The organism is Streptomyces olindensis, assembly GCF_040645895.1.
Lineage (GTDB): Bacteria > Actinomycetota > Actinomycetes > Streptomycetales > Streptomycetaceae > Streptomyces > Streptomyces olindensis.
The window spans coordinates 1-21142 of the sequence record NZ_JBEYZD010000104.1; the positions used below are offsets into that span (position 1 = coordinate 1).

Sequence of the window (21142 nt, forward strand, 5' to 3'; positions counted from 1 at the left end):
GCGGCGCCGTCGTGGCTGGTCGCGCAGTTCCCCGCGCCCCTATGGGGCGCGGTGTGGCGGCCGCGGTGCCCATCCGACCCCGCTGTACCGCGGCCGCCCGAACCCACCCACGCTGACATGACCACACCCCAGTTACGCATCAAGGACGACATGAGCCAGCACTCAGCTGCACCTGCCCCCACTCCCACGTCCGCCCTGGCCGTCGCCAAGCGTCGCGACTGGTGGCGGGACGCGGTGATCTACCAGGTGTACCCGCGCAGCTTCGCCGACAGCAACGGCGACGGCATGGGCGACCTGGAGGGTGTCCGCACCCGTCTGCCGTACCTGCGCGACCTCGGCGTGGACGCCGTGTGGCTCAGCCCCTTCTACGCCTCGCCGCAGGCCGACGCCGGCTACGACGTCGCCGACTACCGGGCCGTCGACCCCATGTTCGGCAACCTCCTGGACGCCGACGCGCTGATCCGCGACGCCCACGAGCTGGGTCTGAGGATCATCGTCGACCTCGTGCCCAACCACTCCTCGGACCAGCACGAGTGGTTCAAGCGGGCCGTCGCCGAGGGCCCGGGCTCGCCGCTGCGGGACCGTTACCACTTCCGCCCCGGCAAGGGGGAGAACGGCGAACTGCCGCCCAACGACTGGGAGTCCATCTTCGGCGGCCCGGCCTGGACCCGCGTCCCGGACGGGGAGTGGTACCTGCACCTCTTCGCCCCCGAGCAGCCGGACTTCAACTGGGAGCACCCGGCCGTCGGCGACGAGTTCCGCTCCATCCTGCGCTTCTGGCTGGACATGGGCGTCGACGGCTTCCGCATCGATGTCGCACATGGGCTGGTGAAGGCGGAGGGGCTGCCCGACCTTGGATCCCACGACCAGGTGAAGCTGCTGGGCAACGATGTCATGCCGTTCTTCGACCAGGACGGTGTGCACGAGATCTACCGGCAGTGGCGGCTCATCCTCGACGAGTACGCGGGGGAGCGGATCTTCGTCGCGGAGGCATGGACGCCGACCATCGAGCGGACCGCGAACTACGTCCGCCCCGACGAGCTGCACCAGGCCTTCAACTTCCAGTACCTGAGCACCCACTGGGACGCGGCCGAGATGCGCGAGGTCATCGACCGCACCCTGGAGGCCATGCGCCCGGTCGGCGCCCCCGCCACCTGGGTGCTGTCCAACCACGACGTGACCCGGCACGCCACCCGGTTCGCCAACCCGCCCGGCCTCGGCACCCAGATCCGTCTGGCCGGCGACCGGGAGCTGGGTCTGCGCCGGGCCCGGGCCGCGAGCCTGCTCATGCTGGCGCTGCCCGGCTCGGCCTACGTCTACCAGGGCGAGGAGCTGGGCCTGCCCGACGTCGTCGACCTGCCCGACGAGGTGCGCCAGGACCCGGCGTACTTCCGGGGCGCGGGCCAGGACGGCTTCCGTGACGGCTGCCGCGTGCCGATCCCCTGGACCAGGACCGGGTCGTCGTACGGCTTCGGCGACGGGGGCAGCTGGCTGCCGCAGCCGGAGGGGTGGGGCGAGCTGAGCGTCGAGGCGCAGACCGGCGTGCCCGGCTCGACGCTGGAGCTGTACCGGGCCGCGCTCGCCGTGCGCCGGGAGCAGCCCGACCTCGGCGCCGGCAGCTCCGTGGAGTGGCTGCGGGCGCCCGAGGGCGTGCTCGCCTTCCGGCGCGGGGAGTTCGTGTGCGTGGCGAACACCACCGGGGAGTCGGTGGCGATGCCCGCGTATGGCCGGGTGCTGGTCGCGAGCGGCGAGGTCGTCCTGGTGGACGACGAGGCGAAGGTGCCCGGCGACACCACGGTGTGGTGGACCACCGCGACCACCGCCTGATTTTCCTTTGAATTTCGTACGGCCCGCTGCCCTTTCGGGCGGCGGGCCTTTACCATCTGCGTCATCGCAAGGTTTCTGAACCTTGCAGCAAGAACCTTCAACGAAGAAGGAAACCCCACATGGCACGCAGACACCTCTCCGCCGCCGTCGCGCTCGCCGCGGCTGCGGTTGTCATGAACCCGACCAGTGCACAGGCCTCCCCACCTGGCACCAAGGACGTCACCGCCGTCCTCTTCGAGTGGAACTTCGCCTCGGTGGCGAGGGAGTGCACCACCACCCTCGGCCCCGCCGGCTACGGCTACGTCCAGGTCTCACCGCCCGCCGAGCACATACAGGGCCCCCAGTGGTGGACCTCGTACCAGCCGGTCAGCTACAAGATCGCCGGCCGGCTCGGGGACCGCGCGGCCTTCCGGAACATGGTCGACACCTGCCACGCGGCCGGTGTGAAGGTCGTCGTCGACACCGTCATCAACCACATGTCGGCGGGCAGCGGCACCGGCACCGGCGGCTCGTCGTACACGAAGTACACCTATCCGGGCCTGTACTCGTCGTTCGACTTCGACGACTGCACGAGCCGGATCAGCAACTACCAGGACCGCTGGAACGTCCAGCACTGCGAACTGGTCGGCCTCTCCGACCTCGACACCGGCGAGACCTACGTGCGCGGCGCCATCGCCGGGTACATGAACGACCTGCTCTCGCTCGGCGTCGACGGCTTCCGCATCGACGCGGCCAAGCACATGGACGCCGCCGACCTGGCGAACATCAAGTCCCGGCTGAGCAATCCGTCGGCGTACTGGAAGCAGGAGGTCATCCACGGCGCCGGCGAGGCGGTCCAGCCCACCGAATACACGAGTAACGGCGACGTCCAGGAGTTCCGCTACGCCTACGACCTCAAGCGGGTCTTCAACAACGAGAACCTCGCCTACCTGAAGAACTACGGCGAGGGCTGGGGCTACATGAACAGCGGTGTCTCGGGCGTCTTCGTCGACAACCACGACACCGAGCGCAACGGCTCCACCCTCAGCTACAAGGACAACGCCACCTACACCCTGGCCAACGTCTTCATGCTGGCCTGGCCCTACGGCGCCCCGGACATCAACTCCGGCTACGAGTTCAGCGACCACGACGCCGGACCGCCCAACGGAGGCCAGGTGAACGCCTGCTGGCAGGACGGCTGGAAGTGCCAGCACAACTGGCCGGAGATCAAGTCCATGGTCGCCTTCCGCAACGCCACGCGCGGCCAGGCGGTCACTAACTGGTGGGACAACGGAGGCGACGCCATCGCCTTCGGCCGGGGCGGCAAGGGCTTCGTGGCCATCAACCACGAGTCCGGCTCCCTGACCAGGACGTACCAGACCTCGCTCCCCGCCGGGACGTACTGCGATGTGCAGAACAACACGCCGGTGACGGTGAACTCCAGCGGGCAGTTCACGGCCACCCTGGGCTCGAACACGGCTCTGGCGATCTACGCGGGGAAGTCCAACTGCTAGACGCCGGCGCTCTGTTGCGGCGCGGGCGGGATTGACGCTTCCGGAACGCTGCCCTACGTTCCCTCCACAGTGGCAACTACCTGAACGCTGTTCAGCACCTCGAACAATCGCCCCTCGGAACCCCCGGGGGGCGACCGCATACCACTGGGAGCGCTCCCATGACGGGACGGACGACGCTGCGCAGGCTCAGAACGTGGACGGTCACTTCCCTCGCGGTACTGCTGACGACGGCCGGAGTCACCGCGGGGGCCGCACCCGCCGAAGTGGCCGCATCGGCCACCGTCAACGGCTCCACCCGGCACCAGCCCATCGACGGCTTCGGCATCTCCGAGCACTTCGGCCGGGCCGAGATCATGCGGGGCTCGCAAGGACTCCCGCCGGAACGCCAACGCGAGATCCTCGACCTGCTGTTCAGCAGGACCAGCGGCGTCGGGCTCAGCATCCTGCGCCTCGGCATCGACTCGGGCATCCAGCCCACCGACCCCGGCGGACCGAACGCGGCCCCCAAGTACGTGTGGGACCGCGACGACAAGGGCCAGGTGTGGCTCGCCCAGCAGGCCAAGGCGTACGGCGTGAACCGCTTCTACGCCGACGCCTGGACCGCGCCCGGCTACATGAAGACGAACGGCACCGACGCGAACGGCGGCACCCTGTGCGGTCTGGCCGGCGCCATGTGCGCGAGCGGCGACTGGCGCAGGGCGTACGCGAACTACCTCGTCCAGTACGCGAAGTTCTACGCCCAGGAGGGCATCCGGATCAACGACCTCGGGTTCACCAACGAGCCCGACTGGACCGCCACGTACGACTCCATGCGGCTCACGCCCGCCCAGGCGGTCGAGTTCACCAAGGTCTTCGGACCCGTGGCGAGGGCCGGCGGCTACAAGATCGTCTGCTGCGACTCCTTCGGCTGGAACCAGCAGAAGGCCTACACGCGCGCGATCGAGGCCGACGCGACCGCCCGCGGCTTCGTCGACACCCACGCGGGCCACACGTACGCCAGCAAGATCGACGGGCCGCTGCCGACCGGCAAGCGGACCTGGATGTCGGAGTGGTCGCCCGACGGCACCACCTGGAACGAGGCCTGGGACGACGGCAGCGGCTACGACGGGTTCACCGTCGCCTCCGCCGTGCACGACGCCCTGACCCTCGGCAACACCAGCGGCTACGTCTACTGGTACGGAGCCTCGGTCGGCGCGACCCGCGGGCTGATCCAGATGGACGGCGCGAACTACCGCGTCTCCAAACGCCTGTGGGCGCTGGCGAACTACAGCCGCTTCATCCGGCCCGGGGCCACCAGGATCGGCGCGACCACGTCCGACACCGGCCTGAAGCTGTCGGCGTTCCGCAACACCGACGGCACCGTGACGGTTGTGGCACTCAACGCGGCCGGCACCGCCACGCCGGTGTCGTTCAGCCTGCGGAACCTCGGCTTCTCGGCCGGGACGGCGACCCCGTACCTGACCAACGGCTCGCAGAGCACGGCCCGGCAGCAGGCCCTGCCGTTCGCCGGGGGATCGCTGAACGCCACGGTTCCGGCCCGCTCGCTCGTCACCTACACCCTCACCCGCTAGGAGACACGATCCGCTGACGGACTGTTGAAAGTTCTTACCAACGGTTTCAGGACTCTTGCTGTAAGCGTTTCGGCGGCGATACGGTCGCGCGGGGTCGGACCCGAGAGAGCCGCGATCGCAAGGAGTCCACGTCAGTGATACCGAGATGGCCGGCGCCGCCCCGGCGCCGAACCGCCCGTGCCGGACGGGTCGCCGCGGTCACCGCCACCGCGTTGGCCGCAGCACTCGTCCAGCCGCTCGCCGCCGGGGCGGCCACCCCGCCGGCGCCTCCGTCCGACGCCCGGCTGGCCGCCGAGCCCGCCCGCCACGACGCCACCCGTGAGCAGTTCTACTTCGTCCTGCCGGACCGTTTCGCCAACGGCGACCCGCGCAACGACAAGGGCGGCCTGACCGGTTCGCGCCTCGCCACCGGCTACGACCCCACCGACAAGGGCTTCTACCAGGGCGGCGACCTCAAGGGCCTGACCAAGAGGCTCGACTACATCAAGGGCCTCGGCACCACCGCCCTGTGGATGGCCCCCATCTTCAAGAACCGGCCCGTGCAGGGCACCGGCGCGAACGCCTCGGCCGGCTACCACGGCTACTGGATCACCGACTTCACCCAGGTCGACCCGCACTTCGGCACCAACGAGGACCTCGAGACCCTCATCGACAAGGCCCACGCCAAGGGCATGAAGGTCTTCTTCGACGTCATCACCAACCACACGGCGGACGTCGTCGACTACGAGGAGAAGTCCTACGACTACCTCTCCAAGGGCGCCTTCCCGTACCTGACGAAGGACGGCGTGCCCTTCGACGACGCCGACTACGCGGACGGGCGGCGGGACTTCCCCGAGGTCGACCGCGACTCCTTCCCGCGCACCCCGGCCGTCCCCGCCGGGGGGAAGAACGTGAAGGTCCCGTCGTGGCTCAACGACCCGACGATGTACCACAACCGGGGCGACTCCACCTTCGCCGGTGAGAGCTCCACCCACGGCGACTTCTCCGGGCTGGACGATCTGTGGACCGAGCGGCCCGAGGTCGTCGGCGGCATGGAGAAGATCTACCAGCGCTGGGTGCGGGACTTCGACATCGACGGCTTCCGGATCGACACCGTGAAGCACGTCAACATGGAGTTCTGGACGCAGTGGGCCACCGCCCTCGACGCGTACGCGGCCAAGCGGGGCCGGGACGACTTCTTCATGTTCGGCGAGGTCTACTCGGCCGACACGGACGTCACCGCCCCGTACGTCACCGAGGGCCGGCTCGACGCCACGCTCGACTTCCCCTTCCAGGAGGCGGCCCGCCAGTACGCCTCGCAGGGCGCGAGCGCGCAGAAGCTCGCCGGTGTCTTCGGCGACGACTACAAGTACACGACCGGCAAGGCCAACGCGTATGAGCAGGTCACCTTCCTCGGCAACCACGACATGGGCCGCATCGGGTACTTCCTGAAGCAGGACAACCCGAAGGCCTCCGACGCCGAGCTGCTGAGGAAGGGCCGGCTCGCCAACGAGCTGATGTTCCTCAGCCGCGGCAACCCCGTCGTCTACTACGGCGACGAGCAGGGCTTCGCCGGCGCGGGCGGCGACAAGGACGCCCGGCAGCCCCTGTTCGCCTCGCGCACCGCCGACTACCTCGACGACGACCGGATCGGCACCGACGCCACCCACGCCGAGGACGCCTACGACACCAAGGCGCCCCTCTACCGGCAGATCAGGGCCCTCGCCAAGCTCCGCAAAGCCCACCCGGCCCTCACCGACGGCGTCCAGGAGCAGCGGTACGCGGCCGACGGCCCGGGCGTCTACGCCTTCTCCCGCACGGACGCGAAGACCGGCACCGAGTACGTCGTCGCCTTCAACAACGCCGCCGAACAGAAGACCGCGACCTTCCCGACCGGCTCGGCCGGCATGACCTTCAAGGGCATCCACGGCACCGACGCCTCCCTCAAGAGCGACGGCGACAAGAGGCTCACCGTGACGGTCCCGGCCGGCTCGGCCGTCGTCCTCAAGGCGGCCGGCGAGCTCGCGAAGCCCGCCACCGCGCCGACGCTCAGCCTCAAGGCCCCCGCGGCCGGCGCCACCGGCACCGTGGAGGTCTCCGCGGACGTCGACGGCGGGCAGCTCAACCGGGTCGTGTTCGCCGCGCAGACCGGCAACGGCACGTGGCGGGTCCTCGGCTCCGCCGACCACGCCCCGTACAAGGTCACCCACACCGTCGGCAAGGACGTACCGCCCGGCACGGCCCTGCGCTACAAGGCCGTCGTGGTCGACTCGGCCGGCCGCACCGCGAGCGCCCTGGCCGACTCCACCAGCGGCACCCCGCCCGTCCAGGAGCCGCCCACGGCGTCCTCCCGCGACTACGCGATCGTCCACTACAAGCGCGCGGACGGCGACTACGCCGACTGGGGCCTGTACGCCTGGGGCGACCTCGCCGAGGGCGAGGCCACCGAGTGGCCCGACAGCCACCCCTTCACCGGCCGTGACGCCTACGGCGCCTTCGCCTGGGTCAAGCTCAAGCCCGGCGCCTCGAACGTCGGCTTCCTCGTCATCGACAAGGACGGCACCAAGGACGTCGCCACCGACCGCACGATCGACGTCACCAAGACCGGCGAGATCTGGATCGAGCAGGGCAAGGAGACCGTCACCACCGAGCGGCCCGACTACCCGGCCCCCGACAAGAGCAAGGCCGTCCTGCACTACCACCGGGCCGACGGGAACTACGACGGCTGGGGCCTGCACGTCTGGACCGGAGCCGCGAACCCCACCGACTGGTCGAACCCCCTCAAGCCGGTCAAGACTGATTCCTATGGCGCAGTCTTCGAGGTGCCGCTCACCGAGGGTGCCACCAGCCTCAGCTACATCATCCACAAGGGCGACGAGAAGGACCTGCCCACCGACCAGTCGCTCGACCTCAAGGCGAACGGCCATGAGGTGTGGCTGGTGAGCGGCCAGGAGAAGTACCTGCTCCCGCAGCCCGCGGGCAGCGCCGCCGCCCTCGACCCGACCACCTCCAAGGCGGTCTGGATCGACCGGAACACCCTCGCCTGGAACGGCTCCGAGGCGGCCGCCTCCACCCAGCTGCTCTACTCCCGCGACGGCTCGATCAAGGTGAAGGACGGGACCCTGACCGGCGACGCGAAGTGGCTGCGCCTGTCGAAGGGCGAGCTGACCGACGCCCAGAAGGCGACGTTCCCGCACCTGAAGGAGTACGACGCCTGGACCGTCGACCCCCGTGACCGCGACCGGGTCCGCGAGGCCCTGCGCGGCCAGGTCGTCGCCACGCAGCGGGCCGCCAACGGCGCCGTGCTCGCGGCGACCGGCGTCCAGCTCGCCGGAGTCCTCGACGACCTGTACTCCGGCGCGACGAAGGCCGACCTCGGACCGACGTTCGCCAAGGGCCGCCCCACCCTGTCCGTGTGGGCACCCACCGCGCAGTCCGTGGCCCTGGAGATCGGCGACACCACCGTGCCGATGAAACGCGACTCCGCCACCGGCGTCTGGTCCGTCACCGGCCCCGCGTCCTGGAAGAACAAGCCCTACCGCTACGTCGTGAAGGTCTGGGCGCCCAGCGTCCGCGAGGTCGTCACCAACAAGGTCACCGACCCCTACGCCCTCGCCCTCACCGCCGACTCCGAGCGGAGCCTCGTCGTCGACCTGGCCGACAAGGCCCTCAAGCCGGCCGGCTGGTCGACGTACACCAAGCCGAAGGCGGTGCCGCTGCGGGACGCCCAGATCCAGGAGCTGCACATCCGGGACTTCTCCGTCGAGGACCGTACGGCGAAGCACCCCGGCACCTACCTGGCCTTCACCGACAAGGCGAGCGACGGCAGCAAGCACCTGCGCGAGCTGGCGAAGGCGGGCACCTCGTACGTGCACCTGCTGCCCGCGTTCGACATCGCCACCATCCCCGAGCGCGGGGAAGACCAGGCGCGGACCGACTGCGACCTGGCCTCCTACCCGGCCGACTCGGACAAGCAGCAGGAGTGCGTCGGGAAGATCGCCGCGAAGGACGCCTACAACTGGGGCTACGACCCGTACCACTACACGGTCCCCGAGGGCTCCTACGCCACCGACCCGGACGGCACGGCCCGCACGGTCGAGTTCCGCGAGATGGTCAAGGCCCTCAACGACGACGGGCAGCGGGTCGTCATGGACGTCGTCTACAACCACACCGCGGCCAGCGGCCAGGACAAGACGAGCGTCCTCGACCGGATCGTGCCCGGCTACTACCAGCGGCTCCTCGCCGACGGCTCGGTGGCGAACAGCACCTGCTGCGCCAACACCGCCACCGAGAACGCCATGATGGGCAAGCTCGTCGTCGACTCGGTCGTCACCTGGGCCAGGCAGTACAAGGTCGACGGCTTCCGCTTCGACCTCATGGGCCACCACCCGAAGGCCAACATCCTCGCCGTGCGCAAGGCCCTGGACGAGCTGACCCTCGCGAAGGACGGCGTCGACGGCAAGAAGATCATCCTGTACGGCGAGGGCTGGAACTTCGGGGAGGTCGCCGACGACGCCCGGTTCGTCCAGGCCACGCAGAAGAACATGGCCGGCACCGGCATCGCCACCTTCTCCGACCGGGCCCGCGACGCCGTGCGCGGCGGCGGCCCCTTCGACGAGGACCCCGGCGTGCAGGGCTTCGCGTCCGGCCTGTACACCGAGCCCAACTCCTCGAAGAACAACGGCACTCCGGCCGAGCAGAAGGCCCGCCTGCTGCACTACCAGGACCTCATCAAGGTCGGCCTCTCCGGCAACCTCGCCGGCTACCGGTTCACCGACACCGGCGGCAAGGAGGTCAAGGGCTCCGAGGTCGACTACAACGGCGCCCCCGCCGGCTACGCCGACGCCCCGGGCGACGCCCTCGCCTACGCCGACGCGCACGACAACGAGTCCTTGTTCGACGCGCTCGCCTTCAAACTGCCCGCCACGGTGAGCGCCTCCGACCGGGCCCGGATGCAGGTCCTGGCCATGGCGACCGCCACCCTCTCGCAGGGCCCGGCGCTCTCCCAGGCGGGCACCGACCTGCTGCGCTCCAAGTCCCTGGACCGCAACTCCTACGACAGCGGCGACTGGTTCAACGCCGTCCACTGGGACTGCCGGGACGGCAACGGCTTCGGCCGCGGACTGCCCATGGCGGCCGACAACGCCGACAAGTGGCCGTACGCGAAGCCCCTGCTGAGCGGGATCAGGGTGGGCTGCGAGCAGATCGACGGCGCCTCCGCCGCCTACCGCGACCTGCTGCGGATCCGCGGCACCGAGAAGGACTTCTCCCTCGGCACGGCCGAGCAGGTGCAGTCCCGGCTCTCCTTCCCGCTGTCGGGCAAGGACGAGACACCCGGCGTCATCACCATGCGTCTCGGTGACCTCGTCGTCGTCTTCAACGCCACCCCGCAGCGGCAGGAGCAGCGCGTGCCCGCACTCGCCGGGACCGGCTACCGGCTGCACCCGGTGCAGGCGGCCGGGGCGGACCCTACCGTCAAGTCCTCCTCCTACGCGGCGGAATCGGGCACGTTCGCCGTTCCGGGGCGCACGGTCGCCGTCTTCACCCGGGCCGCCGGATAGCCGCACTACGTTGGGTGGGGCAGGCCGCGTCCGCGGTCTGCCCCACCCCCGTTACGCCCCCGAGGGGCTGTCGAGATGGACGGCAACGGCACGCAGCAGACCACCGTGCTGGTCGTGGACGATGTCGCGGCCAGCCGGTACGCCATGGGCGCGGTGCTGACCCGGGCCGGCCACCGGGTCGTGCCGGTCGCCAGCGGCGGCGAGGCCCTCGTCGAACTCGACGTCCGGCTGCGGGACGGCACCCTGCCCGACGTGGCCCTCGTCGACGTGGGCCTGCCCGACATGAGCGGCTTCGAGCTGTGCCGCCGGCTCCGCGCCCGGCCGCCCATGGCCGCGCTGCCCGTCGTGCACTTCTCCGCCGCCGCCACCTCGCCCGGCGACCGGTGCCGGGGGCTGGACGCGGGCGGGGACGCCTATCTGACCGTGCCCGCCGAGCCGCAGGAGATCCAGGCCGTCGTCCGCGCCGCCGTGCGCGGGGCGCGCCGCACCACGGGCGCCGAGACCGCCGTCCACCGCCTGACGCTGCTGTCCGAGGCCATCATCACCGTGCAGACGGCGCGCTGCCCGCGGGAACTCACCGCCGCGGCCGCCGAGGGCACCGCACGCCTGACCGACTCGCCCGCCGTGGTGTTCGTGACCGGCCCGGACGGGGAGCCGTACCGGGCCGCCGCCCGGGGCCGTCTCGCGTCGGCCGACAGCGGGGCGCACCAGGCGGCCGCACGGCTCGTCACCCGGCTCGCGGAAGGCCGTACCGGGGTGCACACCACCGTCGTCCCCGCACCGCTGTGGCCGGCCGGGATCTTCCGGCCGGGCGTCGAGGAGGACGCCCGGCTCACCGTGGCGACGGTCCAGGACGGCCGTACGGCCGTCTGCCTGGCCACCCCGGTCCGGCGTACGGCGATCACCGACCCCGCGGACGACGGGCTGCTCGCCCGGCTCGCCCAGGCCACCGCGCTCGCCGCCGAACCGCTGTTGCTGTACCAGGTGGAACGGCATGTCGCCCTCACCCTCCAGCACAGCTTCCTGCCCCAGCCGCACAAGCTGCCGCACGTACCCGGCGTCGACATCGTCGTCCGCTACGTGCCCGCCTCCCGCCAGACCGAGATCGGCGGCGACTTCTACGCTGCCCTGCGCACCGGCGACGGGGTGCTCACGGCGGTCGGGGACGTCGTCGGGCACTCGCTGGACGCGGCCACCGTCATGGTCGAGATCCGGCACGCGCTGCGCGCCTACTGCGTGGACGAGAGCGACCCGGTCGTGCTGGCCACGCGGCTCGACCGGATGCTCCAGCGCTACCACCCCGACATCACGGCCACCGTGTGCCTGGCCCTGGTCGACCCCGGCAGCGGCCGGGTGCGGATCGCCAACGCCGGGCACATCCCCCCGCTGATCCTGCGCGACGGGGGCGGCGCCCGGTACGTCGACGCCTGCGGGCCGCTGCTCGGGCTCGGACTGGAACGGCCCCCGGCGACCGAGCACCACCTGACCCCCACCGACCGCATGCTCCTGGTCACCGACGGCCTCATCGAGACCCGCGGCATCCCGCTCGCGACCTCCCTGGAGCAACTCCGCACAGCCGCTGCCGACGCCCCCACCGGCCTGGACACCCTCTGCGACGTCCTCCTCGGCTGCTTCGCCCACGACCGCGAGGACGACATCGCCCTGCTGGCCCTGCGGCTAGGGTGAGCCCCTGGACCTAGAACAGGAGTGCTGATGCCGCAGATCACCGTCGACTATTCCGCCGACCTCGCGGACGACTTCGACCGGCCCGGGTTCGCGAAGGCGCTGCACGAGGCGACGGTCGAGATCGCGGCCGCCAGGCCACCGGCGTGCAAGACGCGGTTCCGCCGGACCGAGGACATCGTCGTCGGCCCCGAAGCCGAGGGGCACGCCCATGTGCACGTCCACATCGCCCTGCTCCCCGGGCGCACCGACGAGACCAAGGCCCGGCTCAGCGAGGCCGCTCTGGAACTGCTGCGGACGCACCTGAAGGCCCCTGCGGGGGTCGTGCTGCACGCCTCCGCCGAGGTGCGCGAACTCGACGCCTCCTACCAGAAGTCCGAGGGCTGAGCGGGCTCAGCTCGCCAGGGCCACCAGCCGGCCGGCCAGGTCCGCGAACGGGCCGTCGGCCGGCTCGTCCTCGACCACGCGGCGCAGCAGGGCCGCCATCTGCTCATCATAGGCGGCGCTGACGGCGACGAGCGCGGCGAAGTCGTTGACGAGCTGCGCCTCCAGCTCGGCACGCGGGATGCGCCGGCCGTCCAGCCAGATCAGCGCCGTCGACTCGGCGAGGGAGATCCAGGAACGGACGACCAGTTCGAGGCGCGGGGGCGGGTCGGTCACGCCCAGGTGCGAAAGGATCTGGACATACGCGGCCTGCCGCACGGAGTCGACGAGCGCGTTGGTCGTCGACGAGCCCACGGCCGGGCCGCCGCGCATCAGGGCGGAGAAACCGGGCCCGTGCTCGTCCACGAAGTCGAAGTAGCGGCGCATCACGCGCAGCAGCCGCACGCCCAGCGGACCTTCGTGCGGCTCCACGAACCGGGCCGCGAGATCGTCCGAGGCCCGCTGCAACGCGGCCTCGTACAGGCTGAGTTTGCCGGGGAAGTAGTGGTAGACCAGCGGGCGTGAGATGCCCGCGGCGGACGCTATCTCGTCGATGGAGACCTCGTCGGGCGAACGGCGGCTGAACAGTTCGAGGGCGACGCCGATCAACTGCTGCCGCCGCTCCTCGACTCCCATTCTGCGGCGAACCCCGATAGTCATGCGAACACCTTACCGATCGATTCCGGCCTCGAACGGTCCGGAGCGATCGCGAGGGTGCGTCAGGGCTCCCCGGGCGGGCGCGGGAACCGCCGGTCAGCGCAGCCCGCCGACCGAACGCCCGTCCTCCAGGGTGCCTTTCAGCTCGGCGCGCGCGCCCTGCTCGGCCGGCAAGGTCAGCAGACTGCTCTGCGCCGACCCTTCGACCCCGCCCGTCGCCCGGATCGACGTCGTCCCCCGGCTGCCGGCGGCCAGCAGGTACCAGTCGCCCGCCTCCGACTTCCACAGCACCCCGGCCAGCACCTGCGGATCACGCGCCCCGCACGCGGCGACGTTCTCGGCCTTCGCCGCCACCGCCCCGTACCTCCCGCCCGGTGTGTGGAACTGCGCCAGCACCCGCGCCCCGCCGCCCCGCCAGGTGTCGGCCCGCGTGCACACCCACGCCGCCGAGCCGCTCGCGTCCGGCAGCGGCTGCTCGTTGAACGCCCAGGCGTTGACGGTCCGCACGCCCGCGGAGCGCACCGTGCCCAGCGAGCAGGCGAACGGCTGCCAGACGCGCAGCGCCTCGGCGCCGGAGGCCTCGCCCGGGGAGCCGGGCCGGCCGGCCGTGAGCCGGGCCGGGACCAGTTCGCCGAGGTCCGTCAGCAGCCGGGTCCTGGAGCCGTCGGTCACCTGCAGAACGTTCCACGAGGTGCAGGGGCCGGACCGCAGGGCCGGACTGGCCAGCGGTGCCGTCACCCCGTCGGTCAGGGCGAGGTCCATCGCGCCGGAGCCCGGCTTCATCAGGTCCCGCTCGCCCGCCTTCGCCACCCAAGGGGCCGTCAGATAGCGGACGTTGCCGTCGGCCCGGCCCAGGACCACGGCACCCGCCTCTGCCCTGTCGGCCCCGTCGACCCGGGCGAAGTCGAGGGCGGCGCCCTGCGTGCCGTCCTTCGGCTCGGCGTAGCGGGCGATGCGCAGACCGTCGTAGAGGATCACCACGCGTGCGGCGTCGACCGTGCCCGCGTAGAGCAGCTGGGGCGGTCCCGCCGGGCCGCCGGACGGGGTGCCGGGCGTCACCGAGACCTGGACCGTCGCGCCGGGACGGGCCCAGACGGCGAGGGCGCGGCGCAGCAGGGCCCTGTCGCCGGTGAGGTCGCCGCGGGCCGGCCACACGGAGAAGTCGGTGCGCGCCGAGCCGCGCCACGCCGTGGGCGGGACCCGGGTCAGCTTCGCCGGGTCCAGGGCGGCCTGGGCCGAGGGGTTGCGCGCGTACGGGGGAGCGGCGGCCCCGTCGGGACCCCAGCCCTCGCCGGGCAGTCCGAGCAGCGCCCCGCACACCAGCAGGGCCGCGCCGGCGGCCAGCGCGGCCTTCAGGTGCTGGCGGCGGCGCATCAGGTCGGTGGGGCGAGCCTGCAGCGAGCAGGGGTCGAACTCGGGGGAGTCGAGCAGCGCGTACTGCGCGGGGATCCCGTCGGCCTCCAGCAGCGCGGCTCCCGCGTCGGCGACGCCCGCGGCCGTGAGGACCTCGCGCACGTCGTCGTCCGCCAGCCGTTCGATGCCGCGCAGCGCGTACACGGCCCGGGCCGGGCCGGACAGCGTGGACAGCCGCTGGTCCAGGGCGAGTTCGTCGGCGCCGCCCGAGCGCGGGAAGAGCTTCAGGCCCCACACCTGCGGCAGCACCGGCGGCAGCTGGGACCTCTTGGGCCAGGCCTTGCGCCGCAGCGGCAGCCCGGCCTCCAGCGCCGTGCGCAGCACCTGGAGGCGGACCAGGGCGTAGCCCGGGTCGCCGTCCCGGCCGGTGGACTGGGCCGGGATCACCGGGGCCGGGGTGCGGTTGCGGGGGAGTGCGCGCTGGGTGAGGGCGTGTGCCGTCACCACGCGCCTGCTGCGGCCCAGGCCCGGTGGCAGCACCAGGTAGGCCAGCCGGACGAGCCGCGGGTAGTGCTCGACGAGCGCGGCCTCGGCCTGCTCGACGTCGACGACCGGGCCGGCGGGTGCGGGGGGTGCGGGGCGCTGGGCGACATCCTGTGACTGCACGTTCAGCAGAACGAGCGAATCGTTGGATGGTCACCTGACCTCGGGGCGTCAGGCCCCCGGCCGCTCCGCGGGCTCCACCAGCAGCCGGGCGTAGTTCGCCATAGACCGCTGGTAGCGCGGCAGGTGCGGGGCCAGGGCACCCAGCGCCAGCGACAGCGCCTCGCGGTCACGGCCCAGGCTGGACAGACAGAGCGCGAGACAGGCGCGCACGGCGTCGTCCAGTTCGTCGGACGGGGCGTCCAGTTCGGCTTCGAGGAGCCTCACGCCCTCCTCGGCCTGCCCGATGTTCCGCAGGGAGCTGGCCAGCTGGATCTTCGTCCGGCGGGCCTTGTAGGGGCTGACGTCCGCGAGCCCTCGGGCCAGCGCCTCCCGGTACAGCGGGACCGCCTTGTCCGAGTGGCCCGTGGAGTCCCACGCGCAGGCCTGCTCGAACGGGCCGAGCGGGCTCCCCTCCGGCAGTTCGGCGACGAGGACGTCGACGTCGGCGCGGAAGCGGGCCTCGTCCCGCGCGGTCTCGGCGTACTCGTCGAACCGGCCCCACAGGGCGGTCACGCGGTCTTCCCAGTCCTGGTTCACCGGCCCACCCTCGCACGGCGGCGCCCACTCGGGCAGCGGGATTTTGAGCAGCCCGGGCCCCGTGGCCGTATCGAAGGCGAGAGCCTGTTGCCAGGGCTCCGTGCGGCATGCGTCCGGACCGTGCCGTGACAAGGACCGGAGGAACAGATGAGGGTGACCCGACCGATGCTCGCGCTGAGCGGCGCGGTGGCGATACTGGCGCTGGCCGGCTGCGGATCCGGCGGCAAGGACGAGGCGGCCGTTCCGGAGGCGGTGACCGGCAGCCTGGAGCACATCGCGGCCGAGGCCAAGTGCAAGCCGAACATGCAGACCGACGCCGACACCATCCGCCAGGCCATCTGCAAGAAGGGCAAGGAGAAGTACGTCCTCGCCACCTTCGCCACGGACCGCGGCCAGCGCGAGTGGCTGAACAGCGCCAAGGACTACGGCGGCTACTACCTCGTCGGCCGCAAGTGGGTCGCCGTCGGCCAGGAGAAGACGGTCACGGCGCTGCAGGGCACGCTCGGCGGGACCATGGAAGAGGGTTCCGAGCACATGAACCCCGGTGGCAGCCACAACAGCGGCAACCACCACGGCTGACCGCGCGGGGCCCGGGCAAGCGAAAGCCGGCGGTGGGAATTCCCACCGCCGGCTTCCTACTGTGTGAGGACTACTGGCAGTCCTCGCCGTTGTTGATGCACTGGACCATCTCGTTCATCACGTTCTCGTCGAAGAAGTTGATGAAGTCGTTGTGGTCGGTGATCGCCTTGTGCAGCTGCTCCGGGAAGGAGTCGACCGCGAAGGCGTTCTGCACCTGCCCGTTGTTGATCTGCGGCGCCGGGACGTCGTAGACCAGGCGGACCTGGAGCTGGGGGATGGCCTGGAAGCCGTTCGAGCAGCTGCCGTCCGCCTCCACGAAGTCCACGTGGGTGCGGTGGTTGGCGCTGTCGATGTTCTGGCCGTCCCAGCAGCTCTGGAAGTTGGACGTCCGCACCACGCTGCTGCCCTCGGGGCAGAGCGGGTACTTGTCCGTCACCTGACGGTCCTCGAAGCCGGTGCAGCTCCAGGACGTGTTGGCGTTGTTCAGGCCGTTGGTGAAGGCCTTGGCGTCACCGGTGATGATGCGCAGGGCCTTCGGCATGGCGACGACGTCGCTGGTGCGGTTGCCGACGAACTTCAGCTGCGCCTCGGCCGGCTCGACGATCTTGCCGACGTTGCCGTCCTGGCCGCCGCCCGGCTGGCCCTGGTCGATGTCCTGGCTGCCGTCCTGGATACGGAGCACCGGCCAGAAGTACGAGGACTTGTCGCCCTGGTTCTGGCAGGTCGTCTCGGCGTTCGCCAGGTCCTCGTCGCTCGCGAAGGCGTTGTTGCTCTGGTTGCCGACGTAGTCGTGCTGGTGCTGCGCGCCGTTGGACACGCCCGGCGCCACGATCACGTTGTCGGAGTTGCGGTTCTCGTTCTCGTTGGTGCCGCAGTTCGTGGTGAACGAGCCCGTGGAACCGCCGTCGCCGTTCGCGGCGAGGCCGTTGGGCAGGTTGCGGGAGTTCGGCTGGACGTCCTCGATGTTGATGAAGTCCGCCGCCGCGGGGCCGTTGCCGGCCTGGCCGCCGTTGCCGCCCTGGCCCTGGTCCTGGCCGTTGTCCTGGCCCTGGTCCTGACCGCCGTCGTTGTTCTGGCCGCCGCCGTTCTGCCCGCCGTCGTTCTGCCCGTCGTTGTTCTGACCGCCTCCGGCCTGGCCGTCGTTGGTGTTCGCCTCGGCGGCCATGCCCTTGCACTCGGCGAGCTGCTCGAGGTTGCCCGGGGCCTGTCCGCCCACCCGCCGGATGTTGATGCCGATCCGGTCGATGGCCGCGACCCGCTTCGACTTCAGCGGACCGAGGATGGCGTTGTTGACGAAGCCCGAGTCACCGGCCTGGGCCTGGCGCGTGGAGGCGAGCCGGGTGTAGGCCTCGCTGATCTGCTTGTCGAGGTTCGCCAGCTCCTTGTCCACCCCCTGGCGGGCACCGTCCGGCACGTCGGTCAGCTTCTGTCCGACGTCGGGGCACTGGATCGTGGCGATCTGCGCGCCCGCGGACTTCGTCTGGTTCGCCGAGTTCTCCTCATGCGCCGAGGCATAGAAGTTTGCCCAGATCAGCCCGCCCCCACCGAGCGCTAGGGCCGCCGATGCGGCTATGGCCTTGGTGGCCAGCGGCGTACGGCGTTTTCTTGTGTTGCGTCCCATGGAACTCCTCTGACTTCCTTTTTCGGGGGCATCGAGGCGCCCGACAGGAGTGAAGCGGCTCCCTTCCATACGGAGGGCGTCCCAGGGGTGTTCAGATGTCTCGGAAATTGATGCGAGATTCGTGAGGGCTCTGTGTTCTCAACAGGCCCTTTGGCACCGGGAGTTGTGGATCACCCACGGTGGGTGAGGCGGCCGGTCCGGTTTCATCGGCCGTGGTCGAGATACGCGAGAACCGCCAGCACGCGCCGGTTGTCGTCGTCCGAGACCTCAAGGCCCAGTTTGGCGAAGATATTGGCGGTGTGCTTGGCGATCGCCCGTTCCGTCACGACCAGTTTCCCGGCGATCGCCGCGTTGGACCGGCCCTGCGCCATCAGCTCCAGCACCTCCAGCTCCCGGGGCGTCAGCCGCGCCAGCGGCCGGTCGCCGCCCGACTGCCGGGCCAGCAGCTGCTGGATGACCTGCGGGTCCATCGCCGTACCGCCGGCGGCGACCCGCCGTACGGCGTCCACGAACTGCTCGGCGTCGAACACCCGGTCCTTCAGCAGGTACCCGACCGCGCCGCTGCCGTCGGCGAGCAGCTCGCGCGCGTACAGCTGCTCCACGTGCTGGGAGAGCACCAGCACCGGCAGTCCGGGCCGCCTGCGGCGGGCGTCGAGCGCGCACTGCAGGCCCTCGTCGGTGTGCGTGGGCGGCAGCCGGACGTCGACGACCGCGACGTCCGGGTCCAGCTCGGCCAGCGCGGCGGCCAGTTCGGGCCCGGACTCGACGGCCGCCGCGATCTCGAAGCCGTGCGCCTGGAGCAGCCGGACGAGTCCGTCGCGCAGCAGGAAGAGGTCTTCGGCCAGGACTACGCGCAAGGGATCTCCATGGTGACCATGGTGGGACCGCCCGCGGGACTGCTGACGGCCAGGACGCCGTCGAATGTACCGAGTCGCCGCTCGACCCCGGCCAGTCCCGAACCGGCCCCGATCACCGCACCGCCCCTGCCGTTGTCGGTGACGGTCGCCCGCAGCATGCCGTCCGCCCGGTGCAGGTCGACCCAGATCCGGTCCGCGCCCGAGTGCTTCACGGCGTTGGTGAGCACCTCGCTCACGGCGAAGTACGCGGCCGACTCCACGGGCGCCTCCACCCGCCCGGGCAGGTCCACGCTCACCTCGGTCGGCACCGGCAGCCGCAGCGCCAGCGCCCTTACGGCGTCGCCGAGACCGCGTTCGGCGAGCACCGGCGGGTGGATGCCGCGCACCAGCTCGCGCAGCTCGGTCAGGGCCTCCACCGAGGACTTGCGGGCCTGCGCGATCAGTTCCCTGGCCTGGGCGGGGTCCTTGTCGAGGAGCGCCTCGATGGTGCCCAGGTCCATGCCGACGGCCACCAGCCGGGCCTGGGCCCCGTCGTGCAGGTCCCGCTCGATGCGCCGCAGTTCGGCGGCGGAGGCGTCGACCGCGTCCCGCCGCGTCTCGGTCAGCACCCGCACCCGCTCGGCCAGTTCCCCCCGGCCGCTGCCGAGTACCGCCCGGGTGAGCCGGAAGTGGACGTCCAGCAGGCGCGGGGTGAGGAAGTGCGCGAAGAAGAGGAGGACCAGGCCCAGGGCCGCCGCGCCGAACGCGGACGCCTGGTCGTGGACCCGTACGAAGCCGTACCAGTACCCGTCGGCGCCGTCCAGCACCCGCCACAGCCCGGCCGCGATCGCGAAGCCCTCCAGGGGATAGAAGAGCAGCACCGCCGGCAGCAGCGCAGTGACGAACCCCGCGGTCATGTCGACCGGCAGCCATTTCAGGTCCCGCCAGGTCGCCGGGTCGCGCAGCAGCGCGACGGTACGCGTCCACGGGTTGGTGCTCCGGGGCAGCGGCCGGTACGCCGGAGGTATCCGCACCCCGCCCCACTCCGCCGCGAGCACCCGCCGCCAGTTCGCGAACGCCCGCACCCCCGTCAGCACGTACGGCGTTGTGACGAGCCCGACCCCGACGGGGATGAGGGCGATCGAGACCAGGGACAGGCAGAAGCACAGCACCGCCCCCGGCAGACTGACGAGGGCCAGCGCCAGCCCCCGCACCGCCGCGAGCCCCACGCCCCGCCCCTTGGTACGCCCGTTGCCGCTCTTCGTGTCGATGGTCATGGCGTCAGTCTGTCCGAGCACGGGTGCCGGGGCACGGGGCCGGGACACCCGGTCGGGGGGTGGTGCTACCTACACCTCCGCGGAGCCGCCGGCCGCGAGCACCCTCGCCTCCACCTCCGGGTCGAGGCCCTTGCGCGTCCGGTCGGGGCGCTGGGGTGCCGTGCCGCCGATGGCCCGGAGCCAGCTCCAGGTGTCGGCCACGGTCTCCTCGACGGGGCGGCAGCGCAGCCCGGCCGCGACCGCCCGGGATACGTCCGCGCCGTGCAGGGCGTCGTGCAGGTCGCTGCCCGGCGGCACCCACACCGGCAGCTCGGTCCACGGCTCGATGCCCGCCCGGAGGATCACCTCCGGCTCGGTCCAGCGGAGTTCGGCCGCCCCGCCGGTGACCCGCACGCAGGCGTCCAGCAACTCGCCCATGGTGGTGTGCCCCTGCGGGCTCATCAGGTTGTACGGCCCGCTGAGCTCCCGCTCCGCCGCGTTCAGCATCCATTCCGCCAGGTCACGGACGTCCACGTACTGCAGGGGCAGCTCCCGCGGGCCCGGGGCCAGCACCGGGCCGCCGCGCGCCGTCCGGCCCAGCCACCAGGGCAGCCGGCCGACGTTCTCGTACGGGCCGAGGAGCAGCCCGGCCCGCACGAGCACCGACCGGTCCTCGCCGAAGGCGTCCAGGACGGCCAGTTCACCGCCCCGCTTGTCCTGCGGGTACGCGGTCTGTTCCGCGTCGGCCGACGCCCCCTCCACCACGGGCGCGTCCTCGCCGTACCCGGCGGGCGGCGCCCACGCGTACACCGAGCAGCTGGACACGTACACGTACCGGCGGGCGCGGCCCCGCAGCAGCCGCGCCGCGTCCCGTACCGCGTACGGCGCCGCCGACCAGGTGTCGACGACGACGTCCCACTCGCCCGGGTCCTCGGCGAGGGCGGTCAGCCCGTCGGGCGCGGTGCGGTCGCCGATCCACGACCGCACGCCCCGCCGCCCCCCCTGCCGGCCCCGCTTGTAGAAAGTTTCCACCCAACACCACCCCCGCGCCCCCGCCACAA

General features: G+C 71.5%; 14 protein-coding genes. 7 read left to right on the forward strand and 7 right to left on the reverse strand.

Translation table 11 applies throughout. From position 1 onward, the window contains the following. Nucleotides 1-117 precede the first annotated feature (117 nt). The 6 genes from ABZ948_RS37945 (at nt 118) to ABZ948_RS37970 (ending at nt 12501) form a co-directional block, all read left to right on the forward strand. A complete protein-coding gene (locus ABZ948_RS37945; RefSeq protein WP_435857779.1) occupies nt 118-1827 on the forward strand; it encodes a glycoside hydrolase family 13 protein in 1710 nt (569 codons plus the stop codon). Between the two features lie 119 nt (nt 1828-1946). Further along, entirely contained in the window at nt 1947-3320 is a 1374-nt protein-coding gene (locus ABZ948_RS37950) for an alpha-amylase (protein ID WP_359767518.1), read from the forward strand. Between the two features lie 158 nt (nt 3321-3478). Continuing rightward, on the forward strand, nt 3479-4891 hold the full coding sequence (locus ABZ948_RS37955) for a glycoside hydrolase family 30 protein (RefSeq protein WP_359767520.1): 1413 nt from the start codon (nt 3479-3481) through the stop codon (nt 4889-4891). A gap of 134 nt (nt 4892-5025) precedes the next feature. Further along, nucleotides 5026-10431 carry a pullulanase-type alpha-1,6-glucosidase gene (gene pulA / locus ABZ948_RS37960; protein ID WP_359767522.1) on the forward strand — a complete coding sequence of 1802 codons (5406 nt, stop codon included), beginning with the start codon at nt 5026-5028 and terminating at the stop codon, nt 10429-10431. A gap of 75 nt (nt 10432-10506) precedes the next feature. Next, nucleotides 10507-12117 carry a SpoIIE family protein phosphatase gene (locus tag ABZ948_RS37965; protein ID WP_359767524.1) on the forward strand — a complete coding sequence of 537 codons (1611 nt, stop codon included), beginning with the start codon at nt 10507-10509 and terminating at the stop codon, nt 12115-12117. Between the two features lie 27 nt (nt 12118-12144). After that, nucleotides 12145-12501 carry a 5-carboxymethyl-2-hydroxymuconate Delta-isomerase gene (locus tag ABZ948_RS37970; RefSeq protein ID WP_359767526.1) on the forward strand — a complete coding sequence of 119 codons (357 nt, stop codon included), beginning with the start codon at nt 12145-12147 and terminating at the stop codon, nt 12499-12501. A 6-nt stretch (nt 12502-12507) separates the two neighbouring features. Here ABZ948_RS37970 and ABZ948_RS37975 read toward each other — a convergent pair whose 3' ends face one another. The 3 genes from ABZ948_RS37975 to ABZ948_RS37985 form a co-directional block, all read right to left on the reverse strand. Beyond that, nucleotides 12508-13197: a TetR/AcrR family transcriptional regulator gene (locus ABZ948_RS37975; RefSeq protein WP_359767528.1), complete on the reverse strand. Its 690-nt coding sequence runs from the start codon at nt 13195-13197 to the stop codon at nt 12508-12510. A gap of 93 nt (nt 13198-13290) precedes the next feature. After that, nucleotides 13291-15213, reverse strand: a complete 1923-nt coding sequence (locus ABZ948_RS37980) for a hypothetical protein (RefSeq protein ID WP_359767530.1) — start codon at nt 15211-15213, stop codon at nt 13291-13293. A gap of 48 nt (nt 15214-15261) precedes the next feature. Further along, the gene (locus ABZ948_RS37985; RefSeq protein WP_359767532.1) at nt 15262-15789 is read right to left on the reverse strand and encodes a tetratricopeptide repeat protein; all 528 of its coding nucleotides are present in this window, start codon (nt 15787-15789) and stop codon (nt 15262-15264) included. A 147-nt stretch (nt 15790-15936) separates the two neighbouring features. On the opposite strand from ABZ948_RS37985, the gene ABZ948_RS37990 reads away from it, so the two are divergent. Then, a complete protein-coding gene (locus ABZ948_RS37990; RefSeq protein WP_031113977.1) occupies nt 15937-16368 on the forward strand; it encodes a hypothetical protein in 432 nt (143 codons plus the stop codon). 70 nt (nt 16369-16438) lie between these two features. Here ABZ948_RS37990 and ABZ948_RS37995 read toward each other — a convergent pair whose 3' ends face one another. The 4 genes from ABZ948_RS37995 to ABZ948_RS38010 all read right to left on the reverse strand — a co-directional run bounded on the left by ABZ948_RS37995 (nt 16439) and on the right by ABZ948_RS38010 (nt 21140). Then, nucleotides 16439-17989, reverse strand: a complete 1551-nt coding sequence (locus tag ABZ948_RS37995) for a DUF1996 domain-containing protein (RefSeq protein WP_359767535.1) — start codon at nt 17987-17989, stop codon at nt 16439-16441. Between the two features lie 203 nt (nt 17990-18192). Then, on the reverse strand, nt 18193-18846 hold the full coding sequence (locus ABZ948_RS38000) for a response regulator transcription factor (RefSeq protein ID WP_031113980.1): 654 nt from the start codon (nt 18844-18846) through the stop codon (nt 18193-18195). Further along, entirely contained in the window at nt 18837-20102 is a 1266-nt protein-coding gene (locus ABZ948_RS38005) for a sensor histidine kinase (protein ID WP_359767537.1), read from the reverse strand. Before ABZ948_RS38005 ends, ABZ948_RS38000 begins: the two co-directional genes overlap by 10 nt. A gap of 69 nt (nt 20103-20171) precedes the next feature. Continuing rightward, on the reverse strand, nt 20172-21140 hold the full coding sequence (locus ABZ948_RS38010; protein ID WP_435857782.1) for an NAD-dependent epimerase/dehydratase family protein: 969 nt from the start codon (nt 21138-21140) through the stop codon (nt 20172-20174). Between the last annotated feature and the right edge of the window lie 2 nt (nt 21141-21142).